Origin of the sequence: Shewanella sp. (genome assembly GCF_048265805.1) — a bacterium.
Classification (GTDB): Bacteria; Pseudomonadota; Gammaproteobacteria; order Enterobacterales; family Shewanellaceae; genus Shewanella.
Genome location: NZ_JBLXAT010000025.1, coordinates 20,749 through 38,008, shown reverse-complemented (window position 1 = coordinate 38,008; position 17,260 = coordinate 20,749). Strand labels below are relative to the sequence as shown.

Genomic DNA, 17,260 nt, shown 5'->3' with positions numbered 1-17,260 from the left:
CGCCAGTATAGCACCATAATTTATTGAAAATAGCGGGCATAAAGCCGAAGCATTACCGCAGATTTTGCTTGATAACCTCCATTGGTTAGTCGTCATCGCTTCCTCAACGCCGTTGATTGGTGCAGTATTAGTAAGTGAGCTGCTGGGGCAAATGAATTGAACAGCAGCCCCAGTTTAGTGAGGTGTTATTGCAACTTGACTGGCTTAACAAATAATTAAGGCATGGAGGCCAACTATGCGTTATTTAGTAAAATGCTATTGCTTGTTGATTTTTTCCACACTATTCGCTGCAGCACAAGGGACAGAACCCGATCGCTATCGACCCACGTTAACCGAACCCGAATTAGCCAAAGTTTGGCAAACCGACGAGCCGCAAGATCCGTCACTGTATCTCGTGAGTGAAAAACTGGATGGTGTGCGCGCTCGCTGGGACGGCGAGCAGTTATATAGCCGTTCGGGCATGCGTATCAATGCGCCAACCTGGTTTACCCAAGGTTTTCCTGATGAACCACTCGAAGGTGAGTTATGGGGTGGCTACAACAGTTTTGATAAAGTGTCATTGCTGGCACGGGATTTAGGCGATGAAGCTGATTGGCACACGGTGAAATACTGGTTGTTTGATGCGCCTACAGCAGCAGGTAATTTTGAGCGTCGTTATCGTCACTTTCTCCTGTTTGATGGCTCTACGCCCTACCTTAAAGTGATCCCGCAACAAGTTGGGCAAACCGTTGAACTGTTGCAGCAACAGTTAGCACAGGTGGTACAGCGCGGTGGTGAAGGGTTGGTGTTGCATCGGCGCGACGCGCCGCTAGTTAGTGGCCGTAGTCCCTACCTATTTAAATTGAAACCAATTGATGATGCTGAGGCCAAGGTGTTGGCCATTCTGCCTGGCCAAGGCAAATATCAAGACATGATGGGCTCTTTGCTGGTGGAAACGAGTGACGGAGTACGTTTCAAGATCGGCACTGGCTTTTCTGATGCCGAGCGTCGTCATCCGCCAGTGATTGGCAGTTGGATCACCTTTGCCCACAACGGCTACACTTCAGGCGGTAAACCTAGGTTTGCCCGTTTTATTCGCGTAAGATCTGACTATGAATTATCTCGAGATGCCACCACCTCGGCGTCACCCTCTAACAACGGAGAGCACTAACTTGTTGCCACTACTTACCGCCAACATTCGCAAAATTCTATTTGTTTGCATGGGCAATATCTGCCGTTCGCCTACCGCTGAGGCGATTGCCAGAGCCAAAGCGCAAGATACAGGGTTGGCGTTGGAGTTTGATTCGGCGGGCACCATTGATTATCACCAAGGTGAGCAACCCGATATTCGCGCTCAAGCCGCATTGGAACGTCGAGGCATCGATTTTAGTGGCATTCGCGCGCGCAAATTAACGCAAAGTGACTTTGCCGAATTTGACCTGATTTTGGCGGCTGATGAACAGAATTTGGCTGATTTACTGGGGCGTTGTCCGGAAGCGTATCAGCATAAGCTGGCGTTAATTATGGCATTTGGTAAAGGCAGTACCGTGGAGGTGCCCGATCCCTATTACGGCGGCAGCGATGGTTTTGAGCGGGTTCTCGATTTATTGGAAGAGGCGATTGATGGCCTGTTCAATGAACTGCAGGCCACATATTGATCGTTTAACCGTTAGTGATGTTGCTGGAGTCGAGATTCAGCATGATGTTGTTTGGCTCTTTTGTCTGAGATATACCCCGCTAGTGCCAAAAACCAATAGAGGCTCCAAAAAACCAGTACCATCAGCACTTCGGCGACTTTAAAAATATTTGGCGGCAGTGGTACTTCACTTTTATAGCGGTCAAATATTCGAGGGATGACTTGCTGGTAAACATAGTAGCCAAAAGGGAAACATAAGGCGTTAAACAGATAGTAGATGCCCCACAGGATTGGATACTCATAGACATAATTTTTGTACATAGATGCAGAAGCAGCGGGGCCAGCACTATAGCTGAGCCAATAGCTTACAACACCAATGGCTAATCCAATTCATTGGAAGCGTAGCCAATAGTTAAAAGTGATGCCTTGCAGTGTAATACGTGAAGTGGTGCCAGAAGACATGGCGGTTCCTTATTCATCCTTGAACAGTGTACCGCCGATATTAACACAGGTTTTAACGTGGGATAGCTGAAGTTATCAGCTATTTTTTAGCGCGTTTTAGCGACAAAAATACTGTCGCTCAATCAGATTACCCCTGATGACGCTTGCCTGAGTGTTTCAGTTTCATCTCTTCTTTACGGCGAGCTTTTTCAGCTTCCTTTTCCGCCAGCATTTGGGCAACTTCAATCTTTTCTGCTGCAGCCATCTCAGGAGTTTCTAGCGACAACTGCCCAATCTTGCCCGAGCGATAGTCGTGCAATACCGCTTCGGATGCTTTGTGCAGGTCGACTCGACCGCCAGCACGTAAAGCACCACGGCGACGGCCGATTTCCTCTAGCAACTCGATATCGCTTTGCGGCAGTTCAGGCAGATTAAAGCGTTCCTGCATGGCTTGCGGATAAGCGTTAAGGAAATACTCACAAGCGAAGAGGGCAACGTCGTCGTATTCCATCGCGGTATCTTTAATGGCACCGGTGACAGCCAAGCGGTAGCTGCTGGCTTCGTTGTCCACTTTGGGCCACAAAATCCCCGGCGTATCTGACAATACAATGCCGTTATTGAGGTTAATGCGTTGCTGCGTTTTAGTGACTGCCGGTTCGTTACCCGTTTTAGCAATCACGCGGCCAGCCAACAGGTTGATGATGGTGGACTTGCCCACGTTAGGGATGCCCATGATCATGGTGCGAATGTTCTTCACACTGCCTTCCTCAATGGGGACCAGTTTACGGCACAAATCGGGCAGCTTTTTTACCATGCCGGGTTGCAACGTGGTAATAGCTTGCGCTTTAACACCTTGCTCTTGCTCCAGATATTCAATCCAACGGGCGGTGATTTCTGGGTCGGCCAAGTCGGATTTATTCAATAGTTTGATGCAGGGGCGATCACCACGCAGTTGCGCCACCATCGGGTTTTCGCTGCTGTACGGAATGCGGGCATCTAACACCTCAATAACGAGATCGATCTGCGGCATGACCTTTTCGATCTCTTTACGGGCTTTATGCATGTGACCCGGATACCATTGAATCGCCATCTGATTAATTTTCCTACTAAATCTGTTAACTGCAATATTTTAGCAAAGCTAATAAAAAAAAGCGCCCGTAGGCGCTGTTTGGCGTTAAATCACCCCAAGCTCACGCAACCGTTCCATTAGGTAACTGTCGGCGGTATAACGCGCTGAAAGCTCCACCTCTGGCCGTGGATGTAAAAACAGTGGCAGGGAGATACGCGATTTACGCATATCCGCGCCTTGCGGATTGATCACGCGGTGCGTGGTTGACGGAAAGTATCCATTAGATGCCTCTTGCAACATGTCACCGATATTGATGATCAGGTTGCCAAAATCGCTGGGGACGTCAATCCATTCGCCGTTGCGGCCTTTCACTTGTAGGCCTGGTTCGTTGGCGGCCGGCAGTACCGTCAGCAGATTGATATCTTCGTGAGCGGCGGCGCGAATAGCCCCCGGCGTTTCACTACCGGTTAGTGGTGGATAATGCAAAATCCGCAGCAAGGTTTTTTGGCTGTCAGCAATCATCTTCGACAGCGGCTCACGATAATGTTGCGCTACCTCAGCGGGGGAATATTGCTCCACCCAATCTAACAACTCGGCGGCAAGTTGGTTGGCCAACTGGTAGTAGTTAATAATGTTGTCGCGCAGCGCGGCGGGTATTTGTCCCCAAGGATAGACATGAAAATACTCTTTGATGTCTTTCAGGCTATTACCCTTGGCGGTTTCCGACACGCTAGCAGGGAAAAATCCATCTTGTGTACTCGGATTAAACAGGTATTGCTGTTTATCGTCCGACAGGAAAAACGCTTGCCAGTCGCGATAAATTTGCTCCACCAGCGGTTGAGCTATCGGATGGTTGCTTAATACACCAAAGCCAGTATTACGCAGTGACTCAACAAAGCGCTGTGGGGCATCGGCTGCTTGGTAATCTATGGTTTCTAATTTCATGGTCATACTCTTCTAAAAAGTGCCATTCACTGCTGCGGTGGTAAGCCACCATCTTGTGTGACGACTGAACAAGGTTTAGTCGGGGCGTGAGTGCGGGGCAAGTCTACCTTGATGTCCGTTGCGCGGCAACGTAAAGTGATCTGAATCACATCGAGCACCGTTGATATTGTGAGTCAGTTAATTGGTGTGCGGTAGTTAATGTTTTATAGCAGGAGTCCTCATGAAATCCATGCCACCTCTTAATGAGTTTGAGCAGTATGTCATTGAGCAGAAAGGTACTGAACGACCATTTAGCGGCGAGTATTATCATCACCATGCCAAAGGCCGTTATCTGTGCCGTAAGTGCGGTGCACCGCTATTTTTGTCTGAGCACAAGTTTATGGCGCATTGTGGCTGGCCGGCGTTTGATGATGAAATTGCTGGCGCAGTCACGCGGGTGCCAGACGCTGACGGTATGCGGGTGGAGATTACTTGTAGTGCTTGTGGCGGCCATTTGGGCCATGTGTTTGAAGGTGAGCAGTTTACCGAGAAAAATATTCGTCATTGTGTCAACTCAGTTTCGATGACTTTTGAAGCGCTTGCAGATGAAGTAAGCACGAACAACGACAACGTAGCAACCTTGGGCGGTGGCTGCTTTTGGTGCACTGAAGCGGTGTTCAAAGAGATAGAAGGGGTGTTGGAAGTATTGCCTGGTTATGCTGGTGGCACGGCAGAAACTGCGGATTACCGTCAAGTGTGCGGGGGCGATACGGGACATGCTGAAGTGGTGCAGATCAAATTTATCGACACCGTGATCAGTTATGAGGAGATCCTGCGGATTTTCTTTACCAGCCACGATCCAACCACATTGAATCGCCAAGGAAACGACGTTGGAAGCCAATATCGTTCGGTGATTTTCGTTCACAATGCTGAGCAAGCGGATATTGCCAATAAAGTGATTGCCGACCTGACCGCTGAACAAGTGTTTGATGCGCCGATAGTCACCGAGATTAGCGCCTATCAGACGTTTTATCGTGCGGAGCAGGAACACCTCGATTATTTCGCGCGTCATCCGCAGCAGCCATACTGCGCGGTGGTGATTAATCCGAAAGTGGCAAAGATTCGGCAGCAATACCGCAGTTATCTTAAAGCCTAAGCGCTTGGATGCCTCAATAATCACAAGGGAAGCCGATGTGGCTTCCCTTGTAGTATCTGCAGCGTGAACTATAGGTTAGCCCAGCTTATCATCGGCTACGCGATAGGTGGGGTCGCTACCTAGATCGATTTCCACCAAATCACCCGCTTTTGTGAGTAGCTTTTTACAGTCTTCAGACAGGTGTTGTAGGTGTAGTTTCTTACCGAGTTTGACATAGCGCTCGGCCAAGGTATCAATGGCCTCTAGTGCAGAATGGTCGCACACTCGTGAGCGACCAAAATCGATCACCACATCATCGCTGTCTTGCTCGGCATCAAATAACTCAAGGAACGAGGAGGTTGAGCCAAAGAACAGCGGGCCCTTCAGTTGATATAACGTATGGCCGTCAGCGTCGGTGCGCTTGGCTTCAATATGCTTAGCATGTTGCCAAGCAAACACCAGCGCCGACACGATCACCCCAGTGAATACTGCAATGGCTAAGTCGGTAAAAACGGTCACAATAGTCACTAGTATGATCACAAAGGCATCGTGTTTAGGCACTTTGCGCATCATCTTGAAGCTGGCCCACTCAAAGGTGCCTAATACTACCATCATCATCACGCCAACTAAGGCCGCTAATGGGATCATCTCAATAAAGCTGGCTGCAAACAGGATAAATACCAACAGCATTAAACCGGCAGTAATCCCCGATAGCCGTCCGCGACCGCCGGAGTTTACGTTAATCATCGACTGGCCAATCATGGCACAACCGCCCATAGCGCCGAAGAAACCACTGACAACGTTACCAGCACCTTGTGCTAAACATTCACGGTTGCCTTGGCCACGGGTTTGGGTCATCTCGTCGACGACGGTGAGCGTCAATAGTGACTCAATCAAGCCAACTGACGCTAAGATCACCGAGTAGGGCAGCACAACGTATAAGGTTTCCCAATTCGTTGGAATTGCAGGAAGATTAAAGCTTGGTAGCGAACCGGCAATGGTGGAGGCCTCATCACCGCTCATATTGCGGAGAAAGTCCACGACGGTACGCGTATCAAGGTCGAATCCATGCACTATGCCTGTCACAGCGAGAATAGCGACCAGTGAGGCAGGAACTGCCGTGGTGAGTTTTGGTAAGAAGTGCACAATCGCCATCGTGACCAACACCAATACTAACATCAGTTGTATGTCACTCGTTGCTAGCCAATGCATTTCACCATCAAGGCCTTTGGTTTTAAATTGGCCGATCTGCGCAAGGAAGATCACAATCGCTAAGCCATTAACGAAGCCCACCATGACTGACGTAGGTACGATACGAATAAACTTACCTAGCTTAAATACGCCTGCGAGTAGTTGGAATACGCCAGCAAGGGCCACCGCCGCCAGTAAATAACTCAAGCCGTGGCTGTCCACCAGATCTACCATTACTACGGCCATTGCACCGGTGGCACCAGAGATCATGCCTGGGCGACCACCAAACACGGCGGTCACTAAGCACATAATGAATGCGCCATACAGACCAACCATAGGAGCGACGTGGGCGACAAAAGCAAACGCGACGGCTTCTGGAATTAAGGCCATAGCGACAGTTAGGCCAGAGAGTACGTCGGCGCGTACGCTCGCAGATTTGTGGCGATTTAACTCAAACATGTGGTTAAAGGATTCCAATCTGAAAGGGTGACTTAGAGGGCGCGCATACTAGCAGATTGACGAATGTTTAAAAAGTGCGAAACACATCAAATAAAAAAGCCATGCCGAGAGGCATGGCTTTGCAACGCTAGTGGGTCAGCTATTCAGGCTTAGCCATATCTGACGAGGCACTATTAGCGCGTGGGCTTTTTGGCGCAACTTGTTGGCCGTTAGACGCATATTCATGACCTTGCGGTACCGCAACATTTTCACGTTGTTCGACTTCAGGCTTAGTCATTTGCGCCCCAATCATCGATTGATAACGGCTAGCACGCGGCGCTTTAGCTGCCACTGGTGCGGCGGCTGTAGGCTCAGCAGCTACCGCCGCAGTGGTAGCAACAGCAGGTTTGCTCGCTGCTGCTACAGATGCAGGCTTAGCCATTGGCGCTGAAGCATTACTTGCTAATTTCTCTGCTGGCTCTGCCGCAGGTTTAGCTGGTGCTGCTTCTGCTTTAGCTTCGTTAGCTACAGACTCTACCGCAGGTTTGGCTGGTGCTGCTTCTGCTTTAGTTTCGTTAGCTACAGGCTCTACCGCAGGCTTAGCTGGTGCTGCTTCTGCTTTAGTTTCGTTAGCTACAGGCTCTACCGCAGGCTTGGCTGGTGCTACTTCTGCTTTAGTTTCGTTAGCTACAGGATCTACCGCTGGTTTGGCTGTTGCCGCTTCTGCTTTAGCTTCGTTAGCTACAGGCTCTGCCGCAGGTTTGGCTGGTGCCGCTTCTGCTTTAGCTTCAACCGCTACGCTGTTGTCAGCTTTTACTGCGACTTCAACTTCTGCTTTTGCGGCTACGGGTGCAGACGCGTTGGCAGTATTTTCATCAGCTGTTGTTTGCGCAACAGATTCCGCGTTGTCTTCACCTTGTTGTTCTTCGTTTTCACGACGGCGACGTTGACCGGCAGCACGCAGATGACGTGGGCTACGTCGATTACGGCGGCCTTCGCGTTTTTCACGGCCGTTTTCATCGATGTTGTCGGCGCTATCTTCGGCATTTGCATCTGCGCTTTCAACCTCTACGTTGTCAACGGTAGCGGCTTTAACTGCTGTCACTGTGTCGCTTTCCGCACCGTTAAGCTCAGTGGCTGCTACCTCAGTAACCACTGCGGCAATTTCGGTAGTGCTATCGTCAGTGGTTACGGCTTTTTCTTGACGCTTATCATCGTTGTTACGACGATTACGACGTGGTTTCTCTTGTGCTTTTTCTGCTGGTTTGTCAGTAGTTTTCGCAACGGTTTCATTGTTGCTAGCTGGTGCAGTTTCAACGGCCGCTGCTTCAGTATTGGTTGCTGGAGCATCTTGGTCGAAGCGTACTTTGCGACGCATGTTGCGGCGCTGACGACGTTCGCGTACCACTTCTTTTTGCGGCTGTGCGTTGTCGGCAGTGTCTTTTACCTCATCACTCGCAGTAACTTCAGCAGCTTTTGCTGTGCGCTCATTACGATTAGCTTTGACGTTATCAGTTTTCTGATTACGTCTTCTGCTGTTGTTGTTTGGCTTATCCGTTTTGCTTTCTTCTGTTGATTTATCTTTGTTATCAACATCGCTAGCTTGCTTGCCATTGCGGTTGTTCTTACGACGACGATCGTTACGCTCATTATTGCGGTTACGATTGTTGTTGCTACGGCTGTTCTGCTGTGGTTTGCGTTCTAGCTCTACTTCTTCTTTTTTGCTTTCGCTAGAGAAGATAGATGACAGTGCGCTAAAGAAGCGGGCTAACAAGCCTGGTTGTGCATCAGCGGCTTTGGCTTGGGTCGCTGCAGGTTTAGCTGCTTTTGCGGCAGACGCTTTATTCGCACTGGCTTCTACGTCAGCCTTGGCTGGTGTAGCAAAACCACTGAGTGCTGGAGTAGGGGCCGCAGCTCGTTCCAGTTTACGTGGTTCGTACAGTTTGGCTTCTGGCTTCTCAGCTCGCGCGTAGCTTGCTTCGTCAATTTCATCATCAGTACGATGACGCACCACTCGGTAGTCGGGGGTGGTCATGTTCGCATCTGGAATGATATACACTTCAACGTCGTGACGTTCTTCAGTGATGCGAATCGCTTTGCGTTTTTCGTTCAGCAGGAAGGCGGCAACGTCAACTGGCACAATCGCTTCGATTTGGGCAGTGTTCTCTTTGATCGCTTCCTCTTCCATCAAACGCAGAATTGACAGCGCTAATGATTCAGTACCACGAATGGTGCCTTGACCATGACAGCGAGGGCAGATGTGTGCAGCTGATTCTTCCAAAGATGGACGCAGACGTTGGCGTGACATTTCCATCAAACCAAAGCGTGAGATACGGCCGATTTGAACGCGGGCACGGTCGTGACGTACGGCATCACGCAGACGGTTTTCAACTTCGCGTTGGTGGCGTACTGGGGTCATGTCAATGAAGTCGATCACCACCAAGCCGCCGAGGTCACGCAAACGCAGTTGGCGTGCGATTTCATCGGCTGCTTCTAAGTTGGTGTTCAGCGCGGTTTCTTCAATATCACCGCCTTTAGTGGCGCGAGCAGAGTTGATATCGATAGAGGTTAGCGCTTCAGTTGGGTCAATCACGATTGAGCCACCAGATGGCAGGCGCACTTCACGTTGGAAGGCTGACTCAATTTGCGACTCAATCTGATAGTGAGTGAACAATGGCACTTCTGATTTGTACTGTTTTACACGCTCTACAAAGTCAGGACGTACCAGTGATACGTGCTGTTTGGCGTCTTCATAAATACGTGGATGGTCAATCAGAATCTCGCCCACATCGCGACGTAAATAGTCACGGATAGCACGTACAATGACGTTACTTTCTTGGTGGATCAAGAATGGGCCGCTTTTGCTGTTTGCTGCTTCTTGAATAGCGTTCCAATGGTGCAGCAGGACTTTTAAATCCCATTGCAGTTCGCCAGAGGCTTTGCCTACGCCAGCGGTACGAACAATCAGCCCCATACCGTTTGGCACTTCAAGCTCAGACAAGGCTTCTTTCAGCTCAGTACGCTCGTCACCTTCGATACGACGAGAGATGCCGCCTGCACGTGGATTGTTTGGCATTAATACCAAATAAGAACCCGCTAAGCTGATAAAGGTGGTGAGTGCTGCACCTTTATTACCGCGTTCTTCTTTATCAATCTGCACGATAACTTCTTGGCCTTCTTTGACCACATCTTTGATGTTAGGACGACCTTGGAAGGTATAGCCTTGTGGGAAGTATTCGCGGGCGATTTCTTTGAGAGGCAGAAAGCCATGACGGTCAACGCCATAGTCAACAAAAGCAGCTTCGAGAGAAGGTTCTACGCGGGTGATTTTACCTTTGTAGATGTTCGCTTTTTTCTGTTCGTGACCTGGACTTTCGATATCCAGATCATAAAGTTGCTGCCCATCGACTAGGGCAACGCGCAACTCTTCAGATTGAGTTGCGTTAATAAGCATCCGTTTCATGATGACAATAATCTTCTATTTGGTCATCTAAACGGCACATTAGCGCTACATTACGGGCCTTGGGACTCTGCTCGCAACCTCACGGTTGGAACCCAGGCAAAGGAGCTCATTGCTGTTAGACGCAGTCGCTGCGTGTAGCTTCCTATTTATGGCTTATTTTCAATAGTGACAAAAACAAGGAATTCGTTGTTAAACGTCAACCAACCCCATAAATTCGTTAAATTGTTCCAGTAATGCCAAAGGCGATATGTGTCGTTCGATAACTGGTTAACATTAATATATTCGTTTCATTGTAGAGCAAGCCAAGATAAAAGTATGAAATGCTAATTGTTTTTCAGGTTTGACTGTCAACACTATATAAATGTCATTTGTGTTCAGCGACAGCCTGCATATCAATGACATGCGACCATAGTTTTTAAACTTTACTTCTCTTGCCCACAGTGCAAAACAGATTAGAATGCTAAAAAATCAAGCAGTCACGTTTCTGTTAGCTGCTGAAATATAGCTGAATTAAAAAATTAGAGCAATGAAATCCCGCGACTTCATGTACAATAAGGCGCTTTACTTTCCTCAGTGAAAAAGATGACCAACAACGAATCTCAGTTTCAGCAAGTACAGATGCTGACCATCGACGAAGACAATACCGGCCAACGTATCGATAACTTCCTGTTAGCGAAGTTAAAAGGCGTGCCTAAAAGCATGATCTATCGCATCGTGCGTAAAGGGGAAGTGCGGGTCAATAAAAAACGCATCAAGCCTGAGTACAAACTGCAGGACGGTGATGTAGTGCGTATTCCGCCAGTGCGCGTTAGCGAAAGTGATCCGCGTACTGCGCCATCGCCGCATCTGCATCGCGTTGCTCAGCTTGAAGAACGTATTCTGTTTGAAGACAAACACCTCATCGTAATGAACAAGCCAGCAGGCATTGCAGTGCACGGTGGTAGTGGGGTGGATTATGGTCTGATTGAGGGCTTGCGATCGTTACGGCCGGAACAGAAGTTTCTTGAGCTAGTGCACCGTCTCGATAAAGAAACCTCTGGCGTGTTATTGGTAGCTAAAAAGCGTAGCGCGCTGCGGCATCTACATGATCAACTGCGCAACAAACAGATGCAGAAAGATTACCTAGCTTTGGTGCGCGGCGCTTGGCAAGCCCACGATCGTGTGGTGAAGGCCCCCTTGTTAAAAATTACCTTGCCGCACGGTGAGCGCATCGTGCGCGTTAACGCGGAAGGTAAACCGTCGGAAACTCATTTCCGTATTATGCAGCGCTATGAGCAAGGTACCTTAGTAAAGGCAAGCCCTGTGACTGGTCGTACGCACCAAATTAGAGTGCATTGCCAATATGTGGGTCATCCGATTGCGTGTGACGAGAAATACAGTGAACAAGCGTTTGATGATAGCATGCGAGCCCTCGGTTTAAACCGCTTGTTCCTACATGCGGCACAATTGCGCTTTACTCATCCAGGCACCGAAGAGGTGATGGAAGTGCAAGCGCGATTAGATGATGAGTTGCAACAGTTACTCGATAAATTGAAGAAGTGTTAGGAGCGGATTGTGTCGTACGCCTCAAATAGTCAAAGTGCATACCAATTAGTTGTGTTTGATTGGGATGGAACGCTGATGGATTCCATCGGCCGTATCATCGACTGTCTACAAGATATGTCACATGACTTAGACTTGGAAGCTCCTAGCGAGCAAGCGTGTCGTGATGTGATTGGTCTTTCGCTATCAAAGGCGGTTAAACAGTTATTTCCTCGAGTGGGTTCAACCACGTTAGAGGCGTTGCAACTGCGTTATCGGTACCATTTTTTACGCCGAGCTGATGAACCCTTGCCGTTATTTAATGGTATCGAACAGCTGCTGACCGAATTGCAACAGCGTGATATCCAATTAGCGGTGGCTACTGGTAAGTCACGTGTTGGCCTGGACCGCATGTTAGTACAAACGGGGTTAGACCGTTTCTTCAGCCTCAGCCGTACCGCCGATGAAGCGCAATCTAAGCCTCATCCCGACATGTTGCAGCAACTGTTGAACGTGACAGGTGTGGCGGCCAATAAAAGTATGATGGTGGGTGATTCGCAGCTTGATCTGTCAATGGCGAACCGCGCTGGGTTGGCAGCGGTGGGCGTCTCTTACGGCGCGCACGGTGAGCAAAAGCTGCTGAGCTGTCAGCCTAAAGCGGTGATTCATCAACCGTTAGAGCTGTTAGCATATATCTAACTGTTGTGACCTTTGTTGAATCCTGCTTGCTTAGTTTACTAAGTAAGCGGACCGCGCCTCGTTCATCACGCGTTTTATTTGAGCATAAAATCAAACGTGACAGATCAGCAGCGCCTAGTTGTACCTGTTATTATGAATAAAGCTTGCCTTGGCACGCTTTATTGTTTTCTGGCTCGCAGAGTTTAGCCTAGGCGGTAAGACTCGCCGGATTGAGTACGTCCACCCCTTGCTGGTTAAGCATCTTTACCAAGGTGATGAGCGGTAAGCCGATCAGACTGTTAGGGTCTTTGCCTTCCATGCGTTCAAATAAGGCAATGCCTAATCCTTCACACATAAAGCTGCCTGCACAATATAGTGGCTGTTCGATGGCAACGTAGTAACGGATTTGTGCGTCGGTTAATTGGCGAAACTGCACCGTGAAAGTATCCACCTCAGTTTCTGTGTGTTTGGTGGCACTATTATAAAGTGCTAATCCGGTATAAAAGGTGATGGCTTTACCTGATGCGGCTTGCAGTTGCGCAATAGCTTTTGCTTCAGTAAGCGACTTACCAACAATCTGTCCATCAATGACCGCTACCTGATCTGAACCAATCACTAACACCTCATCTTGATATTGATCTGCCCCCGCTAGTGCTTTGGCTGCGGCTAAGCGGGCTACTAATGCCATGGCGGTTTCATTGGGTAGCGGTGTTTCATCCACATTTGGCGCGCAGCATTCAAACGGCAGCAATAGTTTTTGCAACAATGCTTGGCGGAACGTGGATGTAGAAGCTAATACGAGCTTGGGTGATTGTGTGGCGGACATATGAAGATTAAGGCTAAGAGCAAAGGCATATATTGTTGCGTGAGTCGTGGATGAATGCAATCACAGCATAAATGGCACCCGATCAGCATTAATTGGCGTGATTTTGCTCGCTTGGTGCTTGTGTGGGCTAACTCGCTTGAGTAAAATTAGCGTCCGTCAATTTCGGCCCTTGAAGTCGCGGAACAGCGTATTCACTGATAATTGTGAGTGGACTCGCGAGATTTTCTTTGACTCAAAGGGCGTCAAACTATAAGATGCGCGCCTGCTTATGCAAACAGTAAAGATACCGGTTTCAATTGATCCTCTCCGCGCTGCTACGAGCCGCCTCGTTTACGAAGGTGTTGTTCCAGGGCAAACGTTGAAAAGATTAGCTGATTTATGTGCCGGCAACTGTTCCGACGTGGCAGTGTCACTTGAGTGTGGTGTAGATTTACAGGGGATAGTCTACCTGAAAGGGAAGGCTGTGACGGAGCTCACTCTGTTATGTCAACGCTGCATGACACTATTTACCACTGAGGCGGCAGTTGAATTTTGCTTTAGTCCTTGTAGGACACAGGCAGAAATCGATGAGCTCCCGGATGCGTACGATCCTATTGAGTGCGATGAGATTGGTGAGGTTCGTCTTCACAGTTTAATTGAAGATGAATTGATGCTGGCCGTTCCTTTAGTACCTTCGCATGACGTTGCAGAATGTCATCTAGGTTCGAAAGATATGGCCGTAGGCGAGATCGAAGAAGCTCAGCAAGAGCGTCCGAATCCGTTTGCAGTGTTAGAAAAACTGAAGAGCAAGTAATCCAGGAGACAGATCAATGGCTGTTCAACAGAATAAAAAATCACGTTCAAAGCGCGGAATGCGTCGTTCTCATGATGCTCTGAGCACTGCTCAGCTGTCAGTAGACGCGACCAGCGGTGAGATTCATCGTCGTCACTGTGTGACTGCTGACGGTTACTACCGTGGCAAAAAGGTAATCAACAAGTAATTTGTTGATTGTCTTATGACAGATCTGACGCTTGCGTTGGATGTGATGGGTGGCGATCATGGCCCCCACGTTACAGTGCCTGCTGCAATGCAGGCACTTCGATTATATCCACACCTCAAACTCGTTCTGGTTGGCGATGAACACCAGATAACACCTCTTCTTCAAGAATGCGGTGCCTCTTACCGTAGCCGAATCACAATCAAACATACCGATGAATGCGTTGCCATGGATGAACGTCCTGTGGTGGCTTTGCGCTGCAAAAAGCAAAGCTCGATGCGCTTAGCTTTGGAATGTGTCAAAGATGGTGAGGCGGACGCTTGCGTGAGCGCAGGTAATACCGGTGCATTAATGGCCATGTCAAAGGTGGTGCTGCGTACTTTACCCGGTGTTGAACGTCCAGCGTTGGTGACCCGTTTACCGACAGTCAACAATAAGCCGCTTTATCTATTGGATTTAGGCGCGAATGTCAGCTGCGATGCCGATATCTTATTTCAGTTCGCGGTGATGGGCTCGGTACTATGTGAAGTGATTAACAAGCAACAGCGACCATCGGTAGCGCTGCTGAATGTTGGTAGTGAAGAGTGCAAAGGTAACGGACAAGTGCAGCAAGCTGCTCAGCTGCTGCAGCATACGCCAGAAATCAACTATCATGGTTTTATTGAAGGCGATGAGTTGTATACCGGCAAAGTGGACGTCATTGTTTGTGATGGCTTTGTCGGCAATATCACCTTAAAAACCTCAGAGGGCATCGCCCGTCTGTTGGTACATCAACTAAAGCAAGGGTTAAAGCAGGGTTTCTTTGTCAGATTGTTGGCGAAATTATTAGCACCTAGCATTTCGCGAGTACTGCGACAAATGAACCCCGACCACTATAATGGTGCAAGTCTGATAGGATTGCGCGGAATAGTTGTCAAGAGCCATGGGAATGCGGATCAATCCGCATACTTGCAGGCAATCAGCCTGGCTGTGACCGAAGCTACACGTCGTCTTCCTGACCAGATTAGTTCTCGTCTCGAGTCGATTCTCTTAGACATAAACAGCTGATTTCTCTTTATGCACACAAAAATTCTTGGTACTGGCAGTTATTTGCCGGCGCAGGTGCGTAGCAATCAGGATCTGGAACAGATGGTGGAAACCAGTGACCAGTGGATTGTTGAACGTACAGGTATCTCTGAGCGCCGCATCGCCGGTGGTGACGAGTCTGTCGCCACTATGGGGCATCAAGCCGCTCTCAAGGCAATTGAGATGGCGGGTATCGATCCCTCTGAACTTGATTTAATCGTTTGTGGCACCACCAGTGCGGCAAATGCTTTCCCTGCCGCTGCTTGTGAAATTCAAGCCATGCTCGGGGTTAACAATATTCCTGCGTTTGACGTTGCGGCAGCATGCTCTGGTTTCGTATATGCGTTATCAGTGGCTGATCAATTCGTTAAAGCGGGCACCGCTAAGAAAGTCTTGGTCATTGGCGCCGATGTGTTGTCACGTCTGTGCGATCCGGCTGACCGCAGTACTATCATCCTGTTCGGTGATGGTGCCGGAGCGGTTGTTGTGGGTGCCAGTGATACACCGGGTATTCTATCAACCCATTTGCACGCTGACGGCCGTCAAGGTGATCTGCTGAAATGTGCGTTCCCAGCACGTAATGGTGATAGCGAATCTGTTAATCACTACATGACCATGAAAGGCAACGATGTATTTAAGGTCGCGGTAACGCAACTTTCACACTTAGTGACCGAAACTTTAGAACACAACCAAGTCGATAGATCTGAACTTGATTGGTTAGTGCCACACCAAGCTAACTTACGCATCATCGCCGCCACCGCCAGAAAGCTCGACATGAGCATGGATAAAGTTGTGGTGACTGTGGGTAAGCACGGTAACACTTCAGCGGCGTCAGTACCGATTGCTCTCGATGAGGCGGTACGTGACGGAAGAATTCAACGCGGCCAGCTATTATTGCTTGAAGCCTTCGGGGCAGGTTTTGCCTGGGGCAGCGCATTGGTTCGCTTCTAAGATTCCATTTTCAAAGAATAAGGTTAAAAAGATGACCGCTATTGCATTCGTATTTCCGGGGCAGGGCTCACAAGCCGTAGGCATGTTAGCTGATTTGCCGGAACACTTTCCGATAGTTACTGACACCTTTGCTGAAGCCAGTGAAGTGTTGGGATACGACTTATGGCAATTGGTGCAAAACGGCCCAGCCGAAACATTGAATGAAACCGATAAGACACAACCAGCGTTGTTGACTGCAAGTGTCGCATTGTGGCGCGCCTATCAAGCCAGTGGCAAAGCTGCACCAGCAGTAATGGCGGGACACAGTTTGGGTGAATATTCAGCACTGGTTTGTGCCGGTGTCATCGCCTTTAAAGATGCGGTAAAACTGGTAGAACTGCGTGGTCAGCTGATGCAAGCAGCGGTCCCCGCGGGTACTGGCGCGATGTTTGCTATTATCGGTTTAGATAACGACACCATTGCTAAAATTTGTGAACAACAAGCACAAGGCGCAGTTGTTAGCCCAGTTAACTACAATAGCCTTGGGCAAGTGGTTATCGCTGGTGAAAAAGATGCTGTTGAGCGTGCAGCCGCAGCTTGTAAAGAAGCCGGTGCCAAAATGGCCGTTGCCCTGCCAGTTAGCGTACCGTCTCACTGTGCATTGATGAAGCCTGCCGCAGATAAATTGGCTGAAGCATTAGCTAACGTTAGCTTCAATGCGCCGAGCATTCGCGTGATTAATAACGTGGACGTGGCTTCACCAGATGCGGCTGAAGCCATCAAAGACGCCTTAGTTCGTCAGCTGTATAGCCCTGTACGTTGGACTGAAACAGTTGAACTGATGGCGGCCGATGATGTCACAGAAATACTTGAAGTTGGTCCAGGCAAGGTATTGGCTGGTTTGACAAAACGTATCAGCAAGGCGCTGAGCGCTAAGCCAGTTAATGATTACGCATCGTTAACTGCGATCACTGAATAACAGGAGTT

16 protein-coding genes are annotated in these 17,260 nt (G+C 49.0%); 10 read left to right on the top strand and 6 right to left on the bottom strand.

Annotation, left to right across the window (positions count from 1 at the left end; genetic code table 11):
• Positions 1-235 precede the first annotated feature (235 nt).
• The gene (locus tag ACN0TT_RS15960; protein WP_417763138.1) at positions 236-1,150 is read left to right on the top strand and encodes a DNA ligase; all 915 of its coding nucleotides are present in this window, start codon (positions 236-238) and stop codon (positions 1,148-1,150) included.
• Between the two features lies 1 nt (position 1,151).
• Entirely contained in the window at positions 1,152-1,637 is a 486-nt protein-coding gene (locus ACN0TT_RS15955; protein ID WP_417763137.1) for a low molecular weight protein-tyrosine-phosphatase, read from the top strand.
• 11 nt (positions 1,638-1,648) lie between these two features.
• Here ACN0TT_RS15955 and ACN0TT_RS15950 read toward each other — a convergent pair whose 3' ends face one another.
• The 3 genes from ACN0TT_RS15950 to ACN0TT_RS15940 all read right to left on the bottom strand — a co-directional run bounded on the left by ACN0TT_RS15950 (position 1,649) and on the right by ACN0TT_RS15940 (position 4,070).
• On the bottom strand, positions 1,649-1,936 hold the full coding sequence (locus ACN0TT_RS15950) for a hypothetical protein (protein ID WP_417763136.1): 288 nt from the start codon (positions 1,934-1,936) through the stop codon (positions 1,649-1,651).
• A 268-nt stretch (positions 1,937-2,204) separates the two neighbouring features.
• Positions 2,205-3,146, bottom strand: coding sequence for a ribosome biogenesis GTPase YlqF (ylqF, locus tag ACN0TT_RS15945; RefSeq protein ID WP_417763135.1), 942 nt, complete (start codon positions 3,144-3,146; stop codon positions 2,205-2,207).
• An 84-nt stretch (positions 3,147-3,230) separates the two neighbouring features.
• Positions 3,231-4,070 (bottom strand): isopenicillin N synthase family dioxygenase, encoded by an 840-nt coding sequence (locus ACN0TT_RS15940; RefSeq protein WP_417763134.1) that lies wholly within the window; start codon positions 4,068-4,070, stop codon positions 3,231-3,233.
• 229 nt (positions 4,071-4,299) lie between these two features.
• Between ACN0TT_RS15940 and ACN0TT_RS15935 the strand changes: the two genes are divergently transcribed.
• Positions 4,300-5,205 (top strand): bifunctional methionine sulfoxide reductase B/A protein, encoded by a 906-nt coding sequence (locus ACN0TT_RS15935; RefSeq protein ID WP_417763154.1) that lies wholly within the window; start codon positions 4,300-4,302, stop codon positions 5,203-5,205.
• Positions 5,206-5,280: 75 nt separating this feature from the next.
• Here ACN0TT_RS15935 and ACN0TT_RS15930 read toward each other — a convergent pair whose 3' ends face one another.
• Positions 5,281-6,834, bottom strand: a complete 1,554-nt coding sequence (locus ACN0TT_RS15930) for a SulP family inorganic anion transporter (RefSeq protein ID WP_417763133.1) — start codon at positions 6,832-6,834, stop codon at positions 5,281-5,283.
• A gap of 139 nt (positions 6,835-6,973) precedes the next feature.
• Complete coding sequence (gene rne / locus ACN0TT_RS15925) at positions 6,974-10,276, bottom strand: ribonuclease E (RefSeq protein WP_417763132.1); 3,303 nt, start codon at positions 10,274-10,276, stop codon at positions 6,974-6,976.
• Positions 10,277-10,858: 582 nt separating this feature from the next.
• Between rne and rluC the strand changes: the two genes are divergently transcribed.
• Together rluC and ACN0TT_RS15915 are read left to right on the top strand one after the other, a co-directional pair.
• Positions 10,859-11,821, top strand: a complete 963-nt coding sequence (gene rluC / locus ACN0TT_RS15920; protein WP_417763131.1) for a 23S rRNA pseudouridine(955/2504/2580) synthase RluC — start codon at positions 10,859-10,861, stop codon at positions 11,819-11,821.
• A 9-nt stretch (positions 11,822-11,830) separates the two neighbouring features.
• Positions 11,831-12,496 (top strand): HAD-IA family hydrolase, encoded by a 666-nt coding sequence (locus ACN0TT_RS15915; protein WP_417763130.1) that lies wholly within the window; start codon positions 11,831-11,833, stop codon positions 12,494-12,496.
• Positions 12,497-12,683: 187 nt separating this feature from the next.
• On the opposite strand, the gene ACN0TT_RS15910 is transcribed toward ACN0TT_RS15915, so the two are convergent.
• Complete coding sequence (locus ACN0TT_RS15910; protein WP_417763129.1) at positions 12,684-13,301, bottom strand: Maf family protein; 618 nt, start codon at positions 13,299-13,301, stop codon at positions 12,684-12,686.
• Positions 13,302-13,569: 268 nt separating this feature from the next.
• On the opposite strand from ACN0TT_RS15910, the gene yceD reads away from it, so the two are divergent.
• Genes yceD through fabD form a run of 5 tightly spaced genes read left to right on the top strand, consistent with a single transcriptional unit; the run spans position 13,570 to position 17,252 of the window.
• Positions 13,570-14,094: a 23S rRNA accumulation protein YceD gene (gene yceD, locus ACN0TT_RS15905; RefSeq protein ID WP_417763128.1), complete on the top strand. Its 525-nt coding sequence runs from the start codon at positions 13,570-13,572 to the stop codon at positions 14,092-14,094.
• Positions 14,095-14,110: 16 nt separating this feature from the next.
• Entirely contained in the window at positions 14,111-14,281 is a 171-nt protein-coding gene (rpmF, locus tag ACN0TT_RS15900) for a 50S ribosomal protein L32 (RefSeq protein ID WP_238896074.1), read from the top strand.
• 15 nt (positions 14,282-14,296) lie between these two features.
• Positions 14,297-15,325: a phosphate acyltransferase PlsX gene (plsX, locus tag ACN0TT_RS15895; RefSeq protein WP_417763127.1), complete on the top strand. Its 1,029-nt coding sequence runs from the start codon at positions 14,297-14,299 to the stop codon at positions 15,323-15,325.
• A 9-nt stretch (positions 15,326-15,334) separates the two neighbouring features.
• The gene (locus ACN0TT_RS15890; RefSeq protein WP_417763126.1) at positions 15,335-16,294 is read left to right on the top strand and encodes a beta-ketoacyl-ACP synthase III; all 960 of its coding nucleotides are present in this window, start codon (positions 15,335-15,337) and stop codon (positions 16,292-16,294) included.
• Positions 16,295-16,325: 31 nt separating this feature from the next.
• Positions 16,326-17,252: an ACP S-malonyltransferase gene (gene fabD / locus ACN0TT_RS15885; RefSeq protein WP_417763125.1), complete on the top strand. Its 927-nt coding sequence runs from the start codon at positions 16,326-16,328 to the stop codon at positions 17,250-17,252.
• Positions 17,253-17,260: the final 8 nt, after the last annotated feature.

What these genes read in the sequence shown, in the direction of transcription:
- ACN0TT_RS15960 (WP_417763138.1), top strand. Translation starts at nt 236, where the DNA reads ATGCGTTATTTAGTAAAATGCTATTGCTTGTTGATTTTTTCCACACTA.
- ACN0TT_RS15950 (WP_417763136.1), bottom strand. Translation starts at nt 1,936, where the DNA reads ATGTACAAAAATTATGTCTATGAGTATCCAATCCTGTGGGGCATCTAC.
- ylqF (WP_417763135.1), bottom strand. Translation starts at nt 3,146, where the DNA reads ATGGCGATTCAATGGTATCCGGGTCACATGCATAAAGCCCGTAAAGAG.
- ACN0TT_RS15940 (WP_417763134.1), bottom strand. Translation starts at nt 4,070, where the DNA reads ATGAAATTAGAAACCATAGATTACCAAGCAGCCGATGCCCCACAGCGC.
- ACN0TT_RS15935 (WP_417763154.1), top strand. Translation starts at nt 4,300, where the DNA reads ATGCCACCTCTTAATGAGTTTGAGCAGTATGTCATTGAGCAGAAAGGT.
- ACN0TT_RS15930 (WP_417763133.1), bottom strand. Translation starts at nt 6,834, where the DNA reads ATGTTTGAGTTAAATCGCCACAAATCTGCGAGCGTACGCGCCGACGTA.
- rne (WP_417763132.1), bottom strand. Translation starts at nt 10,276, where the DNA reads ATGAAACGGATGCTTATTAACGCAACTCAATCTGAAGAGTTGCGCGTT.
- rluC (WP_417763131.1), top strand. Translation starts at nt 10,859, where the DNA reads ATGACCAACAACGAATCTCAGTTTCAGCAAGTACAGATGCTGACCATC.
- ACN0TT_RS15910 (WP_417763129.1), bottom strand. Translation starts at nt 13,301, where the DNA reads ATGTCCGCCACACAATCACCCAAGCTCGTATTAGCTTCTACATCCACG.
- yceD (WP_417763128.1), top strand. Translation starts at nt 13,570, where the DNA reads ATGCAAACAGTAAAGATACCGGTTTCAATTGATCCTCTCCGCGCTGCT.
- rpmF (WP_238896074.1), top strand. Translation starts at nt 14,111, where the DNA reads ATGGCTGTTCAACAGAATAAAAAATCACGTTCAAAGCGCGGAATGCGT.
- plsX (WP_417763127.1), top strand. Translation starts at nt 14,297, where the DNA reads ATGACAGATCTGACGCTTGCGTTGGATGTGATGGGTGGCGATCATGGC.
- ACN0TT_RS15890 (WP_417763126.1), top strand. Translation starts at nt 15,335, where the DNA reads ATGCACACAAAAATTCTTGGTACTGGCAGTTATTTGCCGGCGCAGGTG.
- fabD (WP_417763125.1), top strand. Translation starts at nt 16,326, where the DNA reads ATGACCGCTATTGCATTCGTATTTCCGGGGCAGGGCTCACAAGCCGTA.